Annotated in this window: 14 protein-coding genes; 3 read left to right on the top strand and 11 right to left on the bottom strand. The window is 68.0% G+C overall.

Annotation, left to right across the window (positions count from 1 at the left end; genetic code table 11):
- From rplB to rpsL, 9 genes are all read right to left on the bottom strand, one after another.
- Window positions 1–834, bottom strand: coding sequence for a 50S ribosomal protein L2 (rplB, locus tag AMY39116_RS0310120; RefSeq protein ID WP_026153757.1), 834 nt, complete (start codon window positions 832–834; stop codon window positions 1–3).
- Window positions 835–850: 16 nt separating this feature from the next.
- Window positions 851–1,162 (bottom strand): 50S ribosomal protein L23, encoded by a 312-nt coding sequence (rplW, locus tag AMY39116_RS0310115; RefSeq protein WP_017986607.1) that lies wholly within the window; start codon window positions 1,160–1,162, stop codon window positions 851–853.
- Window positions 1,159–1,845, bottom strand: a complete 687-nt coding sequence (gene rplD / locus AMY39116_RS0310110) for a 50S ribosomal protein L4 (RefSeq protein WP_017986606.1) — start codon at window positions 1,843–1,845, stop codon at window positions 1,159–1,161. The genes rplW and rplD overlap by 4 nt, the downstream gene beginning before the upstream one ends.
- The gene (gene rplC, locus AMY39116_RS0310105; RefSeq protein ID WP_017986605.1) at window positions 1,842–2,498 is read right to left on the bottom strand and encodes a 50S ribosomal protein L3; all 657 of its coding nucleotides are present in this window, start codon (window positions 2,496–2,498) and stop codon (window positions 1,842–1,844) included. The genes rplD and rplC overlap by 4 nt, the downstream gene beginning before the upstream one ends.
- A gap of 31 nt (window positions 2,499–2,529) precedes the next feature.
- Window positions 2,530–2,835: a 30S ribosomal protein S10 gene (rpsJ, locus tag AMY39116_RS0310100; protein ID WP_003883485.1), complete on the bottom strand. Its 306-nt coding sequence runs from the start codon at window positions 2,833–2,835 to the stop codon at window positions 2,530–2,532.
- A gap of 363 nt (window positions 2,836–3,198) precedes the next feature.
- On the bottom strand, window positions 3,199–4,392 hold the full coding sequence (gene tuf / locus AMY39116_RS0310095; protein WP_017986604.1) for an elongation factor Tu: 1,194 nt from the start codon (window positions 4,390–4,392) through the stop codon (window positions 3,199–3,201).
- Between the two features lie 129 nt (window positions 4,393–4,521).
- A complete protein-coding gene (gene fusA / locus AMY39116_RS0310090; RefSeq protein WP_020417562.1) occupies window positions 4,522–6,621 on the bottom strand; it encodes an elongation factor G in 2,100 nt (699 codons plus the stop codon).
- Window positions 6,622–6,685: 64 nt separating this feature from the next.
- Window positions 6,686–7,156 (bottom strand): 30S ribosomal protein S7, encoded by a 471-nt coding sequence (gene rpsG / locus AMY39116_RS0310085; protein WP_017986602.1) that lies wholly within the window; start codon window positions 7,154–7,156, stop codon window positions 6,686–6,688.
- A complete protein-coding gene (gene rpsL / locus AMY39116_RS0310080; protein ID WP_003102113.1) occupies window positions 7,156–7,530 on the bottom strand; it encodes a 30S ribosomal protein S12 in 375 nt (124 codons plus the stop codon). Before rpsL ends, rpsG begins: the two co-directional genes overlap by 1 nt.
- A gap of 550 nt (window positions 7,531–8,080) precedes the next feature.
- Here rpsL and AMY39116_RS0310075 point away from each other — a divergent pair.
- From AMY39116_RS0310075 to AMY39116_RS0310065, 3 genes are read left to right on the top strand one after another with little or no spacing between them, the layout of a single operon-like run.
- Window positions 8,081–8,668: a YbaB/EbfC family nucleoid-associated protein gene (locus AMY39116_RS0310075; RefSeq protein ID WP_020417561.1), complete on the top strand. Its 588-nt coding sequence runs from the start codon at window positions 8,081–8,083 to the stop codon at window positions 8,666–8,668.
- Window positions 8,665–9,006, top strand: coding sequence for a hypothetical protein (locus AMY39116_RS0310070; protein WP_020417560.1), 342 nt, complete (start codon window positions 8,665–8,667; stop codon window positions 9,004–9,006). The genes AMY39116_RS0310075 and AMY39116_RS0310070 overlap by 4 nt, the downstream gene beginning before the upstream one ends.
- Window position 9,007: 1 nt before the next feature.
- Window positions 9,008–10,234, top strand: coding sequence for a WXG100 family type VII secretion target (locus AMY39116_RS0310065; protein WP_020417559.1), 1,227 nt, complete (start codon window positions 9,008–9,010; stop codon window positions 10,232–10,234).
- Between the two features lie 56 nt (window positions 10,235–10,290).
- Here the strand turns inward: AMY39116_RS0310065 and AMY39116_RS46790 are convergent, their stop codons facing one another.
- Both AMY39116_RS46790 and AMY39116_RS0310055 read right to left on the bottom strand, forming a co-directional pair.
- Entirely contained in the window at window positions 10,291–10,437 is a 147-nt protein-coding gene (locus AMY39116_RS46790; RefSeq protein WP_020417558.1) for a hypothetical protein, read from the bottom strand.
- A 119-nt stretch (window positions 10,438–10,556) separates the two neighbouring features.
- Window positions 10,557–14,468: a DNA-directed RNA polymerase subunit beta' gene (locus tag AMY39116_RS0310055; RefSeq protein WP_020417557.1), complete on the bottom strand. Its 3,912-nt coding sequence runs from the start codon at window positions 14,466–14,468 to the stop codon at window positions 10,557–10,559.
- Window positions 14,469–14,508 lie beyond the last annotated feature (40 nt).

Below are 14,508 nucleotides of genomic sequence, written 5' to 3'. Positions count from 1 at the left end.
TCAGCGCTTCTTGCCGGTACGCCGGCGGCGGACGATCAGTGCGTCGGACGGCTTGCGGCGGCGGGTGCGGCCCTCCGGCTTGCCGTTCGGGTTGACCGGGTGGCGACCACCCGAGGTCTTGCCCTCACCACCACCGTGCGGGTGGTCGACCGGGTTCATGACGACACCACGGACGGTCGGGCGCTTGCCGCGCCAGCGGTTGCGGCCCGCCTTGCCCCAGTTGATGTTCTGGTGCTCGGAGTTGCCGACCTCGCCGACGGTGGCGCGGTTGCGCACGTCCACGTTGCGGATTTCGCCCGAGGGCATCCGCAGCTGGGCGTACGGGCCGTCCTTGGCGACCAGCTGCACGCGGGCGCCGGCGGAGCGGGCGATCTTCGCGCCGCCACCGGGACGCAGCTCGATGGCGTGCACCACGGTGCCGACCGGGATGTTGCGCAGCGGCAGGTTGTTGCCCGGCTTGATGTCGGCGCGCGGGCCGGCTTCCACCGTGTCGCCCTGCTTGAGCTTGTCCGGCGCGATGATGTAGCGCTTCTCGCCGTCCGCGTAGTGCAGCAGCGCGATGCGGGCGGTCCGGTTGGGGTCGTACTCGATGTGCGCGACCTTGGCCGGGATGCCGTCCTTGTCGTTGCGCCGGAAGTCGATGACCCGGTAGGCCCGCTTGTGGCCGCCACCCTTGTGCCGGGTGGTGATCTTGCCCGAGGAGTTGCGGCCGCCCGACTTGCTCAGCGGGCGCAGCAGCGACTTCTCCGGCTCGGACCGGGTGATCTCGGCGAAGTCCGACACGCTCGAGCCACGGCGGCCCGGAGTCGTCGGCTTGTACTTACGAATACCCATGACAGCTTTCCGTCCCTTACGCGGCGGGTCCGCCGAAGATCTCGATCGGCTTGCTCTCGGCGGACAGCGTCACGACGGCGCGCTTGACGTTCTTGCGCTTGCCGAAGCCGTAGCGGGTCCGCTTGCGCTTGCCCTGCCGGTTCAGCGTGTTCACGCTGACGACCTTGACGCCGAAGATCTGCTCGACGGCGATCTTGATCTGCGTCTTGTTGGCGTCCGGCCGGACCTCGAACGTGTACTTGTGGTCCTCGAGGAGCCCGTAGGACTTCTCGGAGATCACCGGCGCGAGCACGATGTCACGAGGGTCCGGGATGGCAACGCTGCTCACTGCGCTTCACTCCCTTCAACCTCGCTGGCCCGAGCCGAAGCCTTGGCCGCCTTGCCCTTGACGGGACCGGCGATGAAGGCGTCGTACGCGGCCTTGGTGAACACCACGTCGTCGTTGACCAGCACGTCGTAGGTGTTGAGCTGGTCGGGGTTGATCAGGTGCACGTTCGGCAGGTTGCGGGCCGACAGCCAGCCCTGCTCGTCCTCGCGGTGCAGCACGACCAGCAGGCGCTTGGCCTGGGTCACGGCGGCGAGGACCTTCTTCGCCTCCTTGGTGCTGGGCTTCTCGCCCGACACCAGCTCGGTGATGACGTGCACCTGGCCGGCGCGCGCCCGGTCGGAGAGGGCGCCACGCAGGGCGGCGGCCTTCATCTTCTTCGGGGTGCGCTGGGTGTAGTCGCGCGGCGTGGGGCCGTGGACGGTGCCACCGCCGGCGAACTGCGGGGCGCGGGTCGAACCCTGGCGGGCGCGGCCGGTGCCCTTCTGGCGGTACGGCTTCTTGCCGCCACCGGAGACCTCGCCGCGGGTCTTCGTGTCGTGCGTGCCCTGGCGCGCGGCGGCCTGCTGGGCCACCACGACCTGGTGCATCAGCGGCACGTTGGCCTGCACGTCGAAGATCTCGGCGGGGAGCTCGACGGTGCCCTCGGCGCTGCCGGCCGGGGTCTTCAGCTCGACGCTGGTCATTCGGTAGCACCACCCTTCGCGGCGGTCTTGACGAAGACGAGGCTGCCCTTGGGGCCGGGAACGGCGCCCTTGATCAGCAGCAGGCCCTCTTCGGCGCGCACGTCGTGGACGGTCAGGCCCTGCGTGGTGACCTTGACGCCACCCATGCGGCCGGCCATCCGCAGGCCCTTGAAGACGCGGCCCGGGGTGGCGCAGCCACCGATCGAGCCGGGGGCGCGGTGCTTCGCCTGGTTACCGTGGCTGGCGCCCTGGCCCTTGAAGCCGTGACGCTTCATGACACCGGCGTAGCCCTTGCCCTTGCTGGTGCCCGTGACGTCGACGCGCGAGCCGGCGGGGAACACCTCGGCGGTGATCTCCTGGCCGACCTCGTAGCTCTCGGCGTCGGTCGTGCGCAGCTCGGCGAGGTAACGCCGCGGCGTCACGCCGGCCTTCTGGAAGTGGCCGGTCACCGGCTTGTTGACCTTGCGCGGGTCCACGGCGCCGAAAGCCAGCTGCACGGCCTGGTAGCCGTCGTTGTCCTGGGTACGGATCTGGGTCACCACGTTCGGCCCGGCCTGCACGACGGTCACCGGAACGATCCGGTTGTCCTCGCCGAAGACCTGGGTCATGCCGAGCTTGGTGCCCAGGATGCCCTTTACTTGCCTGTCAGACATGAGTCTCTTATCTCCGCCGCTCGCCCAACGCTTACTGGATGTTGACGTCGACGCTCGCCGGGAGGTCGATGCGCATGAGCGCGTCGACCGTCTTCGGCGTCGGGTCGAGGATGTCGATCAGCCGCTTGTGCGTGCGCATCTCGAAGTGCTCGCGCGAGTCCTTGTACTTGTGCGGCGAGCGGATGACGCAGTAAACGTTCTTCTCGGTGGGCAGCGGCACAGGTCCGACGACCGAGGCGCCGGTGCGCGTCACCGTCTCGACGATCTTGCGCGCGCTGGCATCGATCGCCTCGTGGTCGTAGGCCTTGAGCCTGATGCGGATCTTCTGTCCCGCCATGGTCGCAGCTCGTTCCTTCGTCTTGTGCCGCTATCTCTACCCGCGCATTCGCGCCGGTTTCCGCACGTCAACGCCCTCGCGTCCGATCCACGCGGTCGGGCGTGTCGCGCCCGCTGCGCAGACTGATCCCGCAGGAGGATCGTCGTCGTGCCGGTTGGTCTTCACCGCGAGACGGCCGTGCCGGCCATCTGTCGCGCCCGCGGTCTCCCCCTGGGAAACCCACGGACCAAGGCCGCTCGCGCCGGGGCGGCCGATTTCTCTAGAGATATCGGCCGCCCCGCAACGAGCAACTCAACTAGTGTCGCACACGTGGTTCCACAACCCGGCCCCGGGGTGCTATAAGCACTCCGGGGCCGGATGGAATCATTTGATGATCTTGGTGACCTGGCCCGCGCCGACGGTCCGGCCACCCTCACGGATGGCGAACCGCAGACCCTCGTCCATGGCGACCGGCTGGATGAGCTGCACCTTGATCTCGGTGTTGTCACCCGGCATGACCATCTCGGTGCCCTCGGGGAGGGTGACGACACCGGTCACGTCGGTCGTGCGGAAGTAGAACTGCGGGCGGTAGTTGTTGAAGAACGGCGTGTGCCGGCCACCCTCGTCCTTGGACAGGATGTAGACCGAGCCCTCGAACTCCGTGTGCGGAGTCGTGGTGCCGGGCTTCACGACGACCTGGCCGCGCTCGACGTCCTCGCGCTTGATGCCGCGGAGCAGCAGACCGACGTTGTCACCGGCCTGGCCCGAGTCGAGCAGCTTGCGGAACATCTCGACACCGGTGACGGTGGTCTTGGTCGACTTCTCGCGGATACCCACGATCTCGACCTCTTCGTTGACGTTGATCTGGCCGCGCTCCACGCGACCGGTCACGACGGTGCCGCGGCCGGTGATGGTGAAGACGTCCTCGATCGGCATCAGGAACGGCTTGTCGAGGTCACGCACCGGGTCCGGCACGTTGTCGTCGACGGCCTGCATGAGCTCGAGAACCGACTCGGCCCACTTGGCGTCGCCCTCGAGGGCCTTGAGGCCGGAGACCTTGACCACGGGGGCGTCGTCGCCGGGGAACTCCTGCGAGGACAGCAGCTCGCGGACCTCCAGCTCGACCAGCTCGAGGATCTCCTCGTCGTCCACCATGTCGGCCTTGTTCAGGGCCACCACGATGTAGGGCACGCCGACCTGGCGGGCGAGCAGCACGTGCTCACGGGTCTGCGGCATCGGGCCGTCGGTCGCGGCGACCACCAGGATCGCGCCGTCCATCTGGGCGGCACCGGTGATCATGTTCTTGATGTAGTCCGCGTGACCGGGGGCGTCCACGTGGGCGTAGTGACGCTTCTCGGTCTGGTACTCGACGTGCGAGATGTTGATCGTGATGCCGCGCTGCTTCTCTTCCGGCGCGTTGTCGATCTGGTCGAACGCCCGGGACTCGTTGAGCTCCGGGTACTTGTCGTGCAGAACCTTGGTGATCGCCGCGGTCAGCGTGGTCTTGCCGTGGTCGACGTGACCGATGGTCCCGATGTTGACGTGCGGCTTGCTCCGCTCGAACTTCGCCTTCGCCACTGGAATGTCCTCCTGGACTCTTGCTTTTGCTTCACCGGACGGCGTGGCAGCCGAACGGCGATCGATCTGGTCGGTTGTGCGGACCCTAGGGGAGGCCCCTGTGCGCGCCCGCGTTGGGTGCGGAGGGGTTTACTCCCCCGTCGCCTTCGCGATGATCTCCTTCGCGACGTTCGAGGGAACCTCGGCGTAGGAGTCGAACGTCATCGAGTAGTTCGCCCGACCCTGGGTACGAGACCGCAGGTCGCCGACGTACCCGAACATCTCGGACAGCGGAACCAGTGCCTTCACGACTCGGGTGCCTGCCCGCTCGTCCATGGCCTGGATCTGGCCACGGCGAGAGTTGAGGTCGCCGATGACGTCACCCATGTAGTCCTCGGGGGTGGTCACCTCGACGGCCATGACCGGCTCGAGCAGAACCGGGCTGGCCTGGCGCGCGGCCTCCTTGAGCGCCATGGAACCGGCGATCTTGAAGGCCATTTCCGACGAGTCGACCTCGTGGTAAGCGCCGTCCAACAGGGTCACCTTCAGCCCGACCAGCGGGTAACCGGCGAGGACACCGTACTGCATGGCGTCCTGGGCACCGGCGTCCACCGACGGGATGTACTCGCGCGGCACGCGGCCACCGGTGACCTTGTTGTCGAACTCGTAGAGGGCGCCGTCGCCAGTGGACAGCGGCTCCAGCTTGATGATCACGCGCGCGAACTGACCAGAACCACCGGTCTGCTTCTTGTGCGTGTACTCGTACTTCTCGACCGTGCGGCGGATCGTCTCGCGGTAGGCGACCTGCGGCTTACCGATGTTCGCCTCGACCTTGTAGTCGGACTTCATGCGGTTGACCAGCACCTCGAGGTGCAGCTCGCCCATGCCCGCGATGATCGTCTGACCGGTCTCCTCGTCCAGCTGGACCTGGAAGGTGGGGTCCTCCTCGGCCAGCTTCTGGATCGCGGTCGACAGCTTCTCCTGGTCGGCCTTCGTCTTGGGCTCGATGGCCACCTTGATGACCGGCTCCGGGAAGGTCATCGACTCGAGGACGATCGGGTTCTGCGGGTCGCACAGGGTGTCACCGGTCGTGGTGTCCTTCAGGCCGATGACCGCGTAGATGTGGCCGGCCTGGGCCTCGTCGACCGGGTTCTCCTTGTTGGAGTGCATCTGGAAGAGCTTCCCGATGCGCTCCTTGCGCTCCTTGGTCGAGTTGATGACCTGCGCGCCGGCGGCGACCTTGCCCGAGTACACCCGGACGTAGGTCAGCTTGCCGAAGAACGGGTGCGCGGCGATCTTGAACGCGAGAGCCGCGAACGGCTCGTCGACCGACGGCTTCCGCGACGCGGCGGTCTCACCGTCGGTGAGGGTGCCCTCGACGGCGGGGACGTCCAGCGGCGACGGCAGGTAGTCGATCACCGCGTCCAGCATGGGCTGCACGCCCTTGTTCTTGAACGCGGAGCCGCACAGCACCGGGTACGCCTCGCGGGCGACCGTCAGCTTGCGGATGCCGGCCTTGATGTCGGCCTCGGACAGCTCCTCGCCGCCGAAGTACTTCTCCATCAGGGCGTCGTCGGTCTCCGCGACGGCCTCGATCAGCTTGTCGCGGTACTCGGCGGCCTTGTCGGCGAGGTCGGCCGGGATCTCCTCGACCTCGTAGTCCTCGCCCTTCTTGACCTCGCCCCGCCAGGTCAGCGCCTTCATGCGGACCAGGTCGATGACGCCCTGGAAGTCGCTCTCGGCGCCGATCGGCAGCTGGATGACCAGCGGGCGCGCACCGAGGCGCTCCTCGATGGTGCGGACGGTGAAGTAGAAGTCCGCACCCAGCTTGTCCATCTTGTTGACGAAGCAGATGCGCGGGACCTCGTACTTGTCGGCCTGGCGCCAGACCTGCTCGGACTGGGGCTCGACACCCTCCTTGCCGTCGAAGACGGCAACGGCACCGTCGAGCACCCGCAGCGAACGCTCCACCTCGACGGTGAAGTCGACGTGGCCGGGGGTGTCGATGATGTTGATCTGGTGGTCGGCCCAGAAGGTGGTGGTGGCAGCCGAGGTGATGGTGATACCCCGCTTCTGCTCCTCCTCCATCCAGTCCATCGTCGCGGCGCCGTCGTGCACCTCGCCGATCTTGTAGTTGATCCCGGTGTAGAACAGGATCCGCTCGGTGGTGGTGGTCTTACCGGCGTCGATGTGAGCCATGATGCCGATGTTGCGGACCTTGTTCAGGTCGGTCAGCACGTCGCGTGCCACTGCACTGTTCCCCTGTCTCGAAGCTTGGGGCCCGGCCTGGCTTGTCTCGGCAGCCGGGCTACGTTCACCACCGGTAGTGGGCGAACGCCTTGTTGGACTCGGCCATCTTGTGGGTGTCCTCGCGGCGCTTCACGCTGGCCCCGAGGCCGTTGCTCGCATCGAGCAGCTCGTTCTGCAGGCGCTCGATCATGGTCTTCTCGCGGCGGGCGCGGGAGAAGCTGACGATCCACCGCAGCGCAAGGGTCGTCGAGCGGCCCGGCTTGACCTCGATCGGCACCTGGTAGGTGGCACCACCGACGCGGCGGCTCTTCACCTCGATGCTCGGCTTCACGTTGTCCAGCGCACGCTTCAGCGTGACGACGGGATCCGTGCCGGTCTTCTCACGGGCGCCTTCCAGCGCGCCGTAGACGATGCGCTCGGCCAGCGAGCGCTTGCCGTCGGTCAGCACCTTGTTGATCAGCTGCGTGACCAGCGGAGAACCGTAGACCGGGTCGGAGATCAGCGGCCGCTTCGGGGCCGGACCCTTGCGGGGCATTAGCTCTTCTCCTTCTTCGCGCCGTACCGGCTGCGCGCCTGCTTGCGGTTCTTCACACCCTGGGTGTCGAGCGAACCGCGGATGATCTTGTAGCGAACGCCGGGCAGGTCCTTCACACGACCACCGCGCACGAGCACCATCGAGTGCTCCTGCAGGTTGTGGCCCTCGCCCGGGATGTAGGCGGTGACCTCGATGCCGCTGGTCAGCTTGACACGCGCGACCTTGCGCAGCGCCGAGTTCGGCTTCTTGGGCGTCGTGGTGTACACGCGGGTGCACACGCCACGCCGCTGCGGACTCCCCTTGAGGGCCGCGGTCTTCTGCTTGGCAGCCTTGTCCTGGCGGCCCTTGCGGACCAGCTGCTGGATCGTGGGCAATGGACCAGCCTTCTGTCGCGTCTTGCTTGTTCCGTCTTGGTCTCCCCGGCCCCCGAGGTCGGGCGTGTCGGCCCGCGTCTGGGTCTCTCGACCGCTAACGTTCCCTCGGATTTCCGTGGAGCTCCGCTTCGCCGCGGCCGTCGCCACGATGCCGGAGCATCCCCGCTTGGCCGAAAAGCACGCAGAGCGGCCCGACGCATGCCGGGCACAGTCGTCAAAGATACCCGCCCTTGTGGCAGGCGGTGGCATCGGGGGTCCCTAACGGGCTCACACCCCGGCTCCGGCGAGAAGGTGGTGTGGCGAGTCTAGCGGAAAGACGGCCTCGCAGGACCCTTCCGCCAACTGTCGGGACACCGTCGGCCTGCGCGTTCGAGCAGGTCGGGGGGCATCTTCGGCGAGTGTTACAACGCCGGAATTGGCGGCGGAATTCCCGCGTGGCGAAAAGTGATCAATCGAATCGGTGAGTTGCCCGGAAGCGCGCCCGCCGCACACACGTGTGGTGCATGATCCGATACCGAAGGTGCGCAATTCACCACGGGGAGGGACCTGCATGGCGTACGGCAGCCACGGCGACCTCGTCGAGCAGCTGCAGCAGAAGCTGCGCCGGATCGACGAGCTGAAGCAGCAGGGTGAGCAGCGGCAGGCCGCGTTCACCCGGATGAAGGACGAGATCGGCGAGTTGTCGGTCACCGTGTCCTCCCCCGACCGGGCCGTGACGGTCGTCGCCGGGCCGGGCGGGAGCGTGCAGTCGGTGCGGGTGAGCGAGGAGGCGCTGCAGGGCAGCGCGATCCAGCTGTCGTCGACCATCACGGCGACGATCCACGAGGCGGTGGCCGCGGCGGCGCGCCGGCAGGCCGCGATCGTGCAGGACGCGCTCGGGCCGTCCAGCAACGTGCTGGAGCAGGTGCTGCAGACCCAGGCGGAGGCGTTCGGCACCAGCGTGGCCGCGCTGAAGGCGACGGTCGCGGACGAACGCCCGGTGGTGCCGCAGCGGCCCATCGACCAGGGCGCGGACTTCGCCGAGGAGGACTTCCTGGCCGAGCAGCAGCCGTCCCGGCCGGCCCGCCCGGAGGTCCGCCGCAGGCCCGCCGAGGACGACGACTTCCTGGACCCGTTCGACGAGGGTGAGCGCCGGTGAGCGGGGGTTTCTCGGTCGACGTCGGAGCGCTGCGCAAGACGGCCGCCGCGGCGGCGGCGCAGACTTCGCAGGTCAGCGCGTTGCAGCAGCAGCTGCAGGACGCCGATGTGCCGCCGGCGTCGTGGGGTCTGCTCGGGCAGCCCGTCGTGCACACCGTCTACCGGGACATGCTGGGCCAGCTGAAGGACCACCTGGCCCAGATGGCCGAGGGCTACCAGGCGATCGGCGCGAAGCTGACGAAGGCGGCCGACATGTACGCCGCCATGGACGACGGCGTAGTCGCCGCGTTCCGGGACATCGGCGAAGACCTCGACGAGGCAGCCGAGGGGGTGGTCTGACGTGCCCACCAACGAAGAGGCGCTGGTCAGCCACCTCGGCGACATCGCCGGCGAGTACGACGCCGAGGCGAACCTGGAGCGCTTCGCGGACACTCCGGCGGGAAAGCTCTACGACAAGGGCGAGCAGGCGTTCGACGCCACGTCCAAGCTCCGGCAGGCGATGGAGGACGGCGACCTCCAGACGCTGGCGAGCGAGGGCTTCCAGACGCTCAGTGCCGCCACGAGCTTCGTGGACGAGGCGGCCGGCACCATCACCGGCATCGTGTCCGACCCGCTGGGCTGGCTGATCTCCAACGGCGTGAGCTTCCTGATCAGCTGGATCGAGCCGCTCAACGAGGCGCTCGAACTGGTCACCGGCGATCCCGAGGCACTGCAGGCAGGCGCGGACGCCTTCAACGCGCTGGGCGGGGACATCGAGCGGCTGTGCGCCGACACCGAGAAGCTGCTCGTCGAGGGCCTCGCCGGCTGGGAGGGCCCCGCTGCCGCGGCGGCGGGCGAACGGTTGGCGGAGTTCCGGGACGGGCTCAAGGGCACCGCGGGCGCCACCGGCGAGATCGCGACACTGCTCGCGGTCAGCTCGGCCGTGATGAGCGTGATCAAGGACGTGATCACCAGCATCATCAGCGACTTCGTGGAGTGGCTGATCGTGACCTGGCTCGCCGCGCTCGCGGCGTCCACCGTCACGTTCGGCGGCTCGCTCACCGTGGCGACGGGAGCCACCGCCGTGCGAGCGGGCACGGAGACCATGAAGGCCAACCGCTGGGTCCTCAAGCTCAAGCAGATCATCGACAAGCTCAACGAGCTCATCGGCAGGATCCAGGCGTTCCTGGCGAAGATCCCCGGGTTCCGGAAGCTCGCCGACGGCCTGGGCACCGCGGACAGCCGGGTCGGCAAGCTCGTCGACGGCACGCTGACCGAGAAGCTCGGCGACGAACTCGTCGGCAAGCTCAAGGACGGCACCGAGACCCTCGGCGGCGCGATCCGCGAGCGGGCAGGCAAGACGATCCGGGACTCGGCGGTCGAGGCCGCCAAGGAGAAGGTGTTCTCGACCTACGACAACGTCGCGAAGGACGGACGCGGCGAGGAGATCAAGGTCCCGGACCTGGCGGGCACCGCCAAGGCGGCCAGCGAGACCGTTCAGCCGTTCAAAGACGCCGTCGAGCGGCGGGGCGCCGCCGGGGATCCGGACATGGACGACGCCGAGATCAGCGGCAAGCTCGACTTCTGAGCCGCGCGAAAAGGGGCCCCAGGCACGCGCCTGGGGCCCCTTTCACGTGCAAAGACCTAGTCGTCCTCGTCGGGCTTGGCGTGGTCCGGCTTGCCCGGGTTGGGGTCCCTCGACAGGTCGATCGCCGGGTGCGTCGGGGCGCCCTCGGGCGCTGCGTGCCGCCCTCTCGACGGCGCCTCCTCCGGGGTCTGCTCTGCGTTCACAACGCCCTCCTCGTGTCGCTCGTGTGAACTCGCGCCTCACGCTACCTCCGCGCCCCGCCGCGGACACGACGAAGCCCCCGGCTCCGCGAAGGGAGCCGGGGGCTTCGGGACAACTCAGGTCAGCGGAAGTCGCGACCGAAGTCGTAGTCGTCCAGCGGAACCGCGGCGCCGGTGCCGGTGCCGAAGACGTCCGGGGTGTAGTAGCCGTCGTCGTAGGACGGGATGGCGTACGCCGCCACCCGGGCCTCCTCCGTCGGCTGCACCTGGATGTTCCGGTACCGGTTGATGCCGGTGCCCGCCGGGATCAGCTTACCGATGATCACGTTCTCCTTGAGGCCCACGAGCTTGTCGCTGCGGCCGTTGATCGCCGCGTCGGTCAGGACACGCGTGGTCTCCTGGAACGACGCCGCCGACAGCCACGAGTCCGTGGTCAGCGAGGCCTTCGTGATACCCATCAGCACCGGGCGGCCCGAGGCCGGCTCGCCACCCTCGGCCACGACCGACCGGTTCGTGCTCTCGAACTTGGTCCGCTCGGGCAGCTCGCCCGGCAGGAAGTCCGTCGAACCGGAGTCGATGATCGTCACCCGGCGCAGCATCTGCCGGACGATGACCTCGATGTGCTTGTCGTGGATCGACACACCCTGGGCCCGGTACACCTTCTGGACCTCTTCGACGAGGTGCATCTGCGCCTCGCGCGGGCCCATGACACGCAGCACCTCGTGCGGGTCCGGCGTGCCCTCGAGCAGCAGCTGGCCGACGTTCACGTGGTCGCCGTCCTGCAGCGGCCCGTTCGGCGTGTTGGCCAGGCGCTGACGCTTCGACAGCTTGTCGAAGACGATCTCCTCGCCACCGTCGTCCGGGATGAGCGTGATCTTCCAGAACCGCTCGCTCTCCTCGATGCGCACGCGGCCATCGACGTCGGCGATCGGCGCCTTGCCCTTCGGGACCCGGGCCTCGAACAGCTCGGTGACACGGGGCAGACCGGTCGTGATGTCGTCACCGGCGACACCACCCTGGTGGAAGGTACGCATCGTCAGCTGCGTGCCCGGCTCACCGATCGACTGGGCGGCGACGATACCGACGGCCTCACCCACGTCGACCAGCTTGCCGGTCGCCATCGAGCGGCCGTAGCACATCGCGCAGACACCGACGGCCGACTCGCAGGTCAGCACCGAGCGGACCTTGACCTTGGTGACGCCGAACGCGATCAGCTTCTCCATGGCCGGGTCGGACAGGTCGTCGCCCGCGTTGAGCACGACGTTGCCCTGCTCGTCGGTGACGTCCTGGGCGAGCGTCCGGGCGTACACGCTGGTCTCCACGTGCGCGCCGCGCAGCACGGTGCCGTCCGGCTGCTTCTCGCCGATCGGCCGGGTCACGCCGCGGCTGGTGCCGCAGTCGGTCTCCCGGACGATGACGTCCTGCGACACGTCCACCAGACGACGGGTCAGGTAACCCGAGTCGGCGGTCCGCAGCGCGGTGTCGGCCAGACCCTTCCGCGCACCGTGGGTGGCGATGAAGTACTCCGCCACCGACAGGCCCTCGCGGAAGTTCGACTTGATCGGCCGCGGGATGTACTCACCCTTCGGGTTCGACACCAGACCACGCATACCGGCCAGCGACCGGACCTGGGTCATGTTGCCCGCCGCCCCGGACTTCACGATCATCGAGATCGGGTTGTCCTCGGGGAAGGCGTCCTCCATGATCTCCGCGACCTCGTCGGTCGCCTGGGTCCACACCTTGACCAGCTCGTTGTTGCGCTCGGCGTGCGAGAGCTGACCACGCTGGTAGCGCTTCTCCACCTGCGCGGCCTTGGCCTCGTACCGGTCGAGGATCTCCTTCTTCTCCGGCGGCACGATGACGTCGAACATCGACACCGTGACACCCGAGCGGGTGGCCCAGTAGAAGCCGGCGTCCTTGAGCCGGTCCAGGACCTGCGCGACCTGCGTCATCGAGTACCGCTCGGCGAGGTCGTTCACGATCGCCGCCTGGCGCTTCTTCGGCAGCGGCTCGTTGATGAACGGGTAGTCCGCCGGCAGCAGGTCGTTGAACAGCACCCGGCCCAGGGTGGTCTCGGCCAGCCACGGCTGACCGGGCTCCCAGCCCTTCTCGGTGAGCTCGGCGACCTGGGCCTTGTTCGGCTGACGGTCCTTGACGCGGATCTTGATCGGCGCGTGCAGGCCCAGCGTCTTGCGGTCGAAGGCCATGATGGCCTCGGCCGGCGAGCTGAACGCCTGGCCTGCGCCGACCGCGTTCTCGTCGAGACGGGTCAGGTGGAACAGGCCGGTGACCATGTCCAGACGCGGCATGGCCAGCGGGCGGCCCGACGCCGGCGACAGGATGTTGTTCGCCGACAGCATCAGGATCCGGGCCTCGGCCTGCGCCTCGGCCGACAGCGGCAGGTGCACCGCCATCTGGTCACCGTCGAAGTCCGCGTTGAACGCCTCGCAGACCAGCGGGTGCAGCTGGATGGCCTTGCCCTCGACCAGCTGCGGCTCGAAGGCCTGGATGCCCAGCCGGTGCAGGGTCGGCGCACGGTTGAGGAGCACCGGGTGACCGGTGATGACCTCTTCCAGCACGTCCCACACCTGCGGGCGGGCCCGCTCCACCATCCGCTTCGCGGACTTGATGTTCTGCGCGTGGTTCAGGTCGACCAGCCGCTTCATGACGAACGGCTTGAACAGCTCCAGCGCCATGTCCTTGGGCAGACCGCACTGGTGCAGCTTCAGCTGCGGGCCGACGATGATGACCGAACGGCCCGAGTAGTCGACGCGCTTGCCGAGCAGGTTCTGGCGGAACCGGCCCTGCTTGCCCTTGAGCAGGTCGGACAGCGACTTCAGCGGCCGGTTGCCCGGACCGGTGACCGGACGGCCGCGGCGGCCGTTGTCGAACAGCGCGTCGACGGCCTCCTGCAGCATCCGCTTCTCGTTGTTGACGATGATCTCGGGCGCGCCGAGGTCGATCAGCCGCTTGAGGCGGTTGTTCCGGTTGATCACCCGGCGGTACAGGTCGTTGAGGTCCGAGGTGGCGAAGCGGCCACCGTCGAGCTGCACCATCGGGCGCAGGTCCGGCGGGATCACCGGGACCGCGTCGAGGACCATGCCGCGCGGGTCGTTGCCGGTGGCCTGGAAGGCCGCGACGACCTTGAGCCGCTTCAGGGCGCGGAGCTTCTTCTGCCCCTTGCCGTTGCGGATGGTGTCGCGCAGCTTCTCGGCCTCGGCGTTGACGTCGAACTCGGTGGCCAGCTTCTGGATGGCCTCCGCGCCCATGCCGCCGGTGAAGTACTCGCCGTAGCGGTCGTACAGCTCGCGGTACAGGGTCTCGTCCGCGATCAGCTGACGCGGCTCGAGCTTGGTGAAGGTGGTCCAGATCTCCTCGAGCCGGTCCAGCTCGCGCTGGGCGCGGTCGCGGAGCTGCTTCATCTCCCGCTCGCCGCCCTCCTTGACCTTCCGGCGCACGTCGGACTTGGCGCCTTCGGCCTCGAGCTGGGCGAGGTCGGCCTCGAGCTTCTGCGCGCGCGCCTCGATGTCGGCGTCGCGCTTCGCCTCGATGTTCTTCCGCTCGACGCTGATCTCGTTCTCCAGCGTCGGCAGGTCGTTGTGCCGCAGCTCGGTGTTCACACCGGTGATCACGTAGGCCGCGAAGTAGATGATCTTCTCGAGGTCCTTCGGCGCCAGGTCGAGCAGGTAGCCCAGGCGCGAGGGAACACCCTTGAAGTACCAGATGTGCGTGACGGGCGCGGCCAGCTCGATGTGACCCATCCGCTCACGGCGCACCTTGGCGCGGGTCACCTCGACGCCACAGCGCTCACAGATGATGCCCTTGAAGCGGACCCGCTTGTACTTACCGCAGTAGCACTCCCAGTCCCGGGTGGGGCCGAAGATCTTCTCGCAGAAGAGCCCGTCCTTCTCCGGCTTCAGGGTGCGGTAGTTGATGGTCTCCGGCTTCTTGACCTCGCCGAAGGACCACTGACGGATGTCATCGGCGGTCGCCAGGCCGATCCGGAGCTCATCGAAGAAGTTGACGTCCAGCACGTCGTTGCATCCCCTTTGGGGTTGATTCGGCTAGAGGAGT

Source organism: Amycolatopsis sp. ATCC 39116, from assembly GCF_000231075.2.
GTDB lineage: Bacteria > Actinomycetota > Actinomycetes > Mycobacteriales > Pseudonocardiaceae > Amycolatopsis_E > Amycolatopsis_E tucumanensis.
This window is presented reverse-complemented; position numbering and strand designations above follow the sequence as displayed.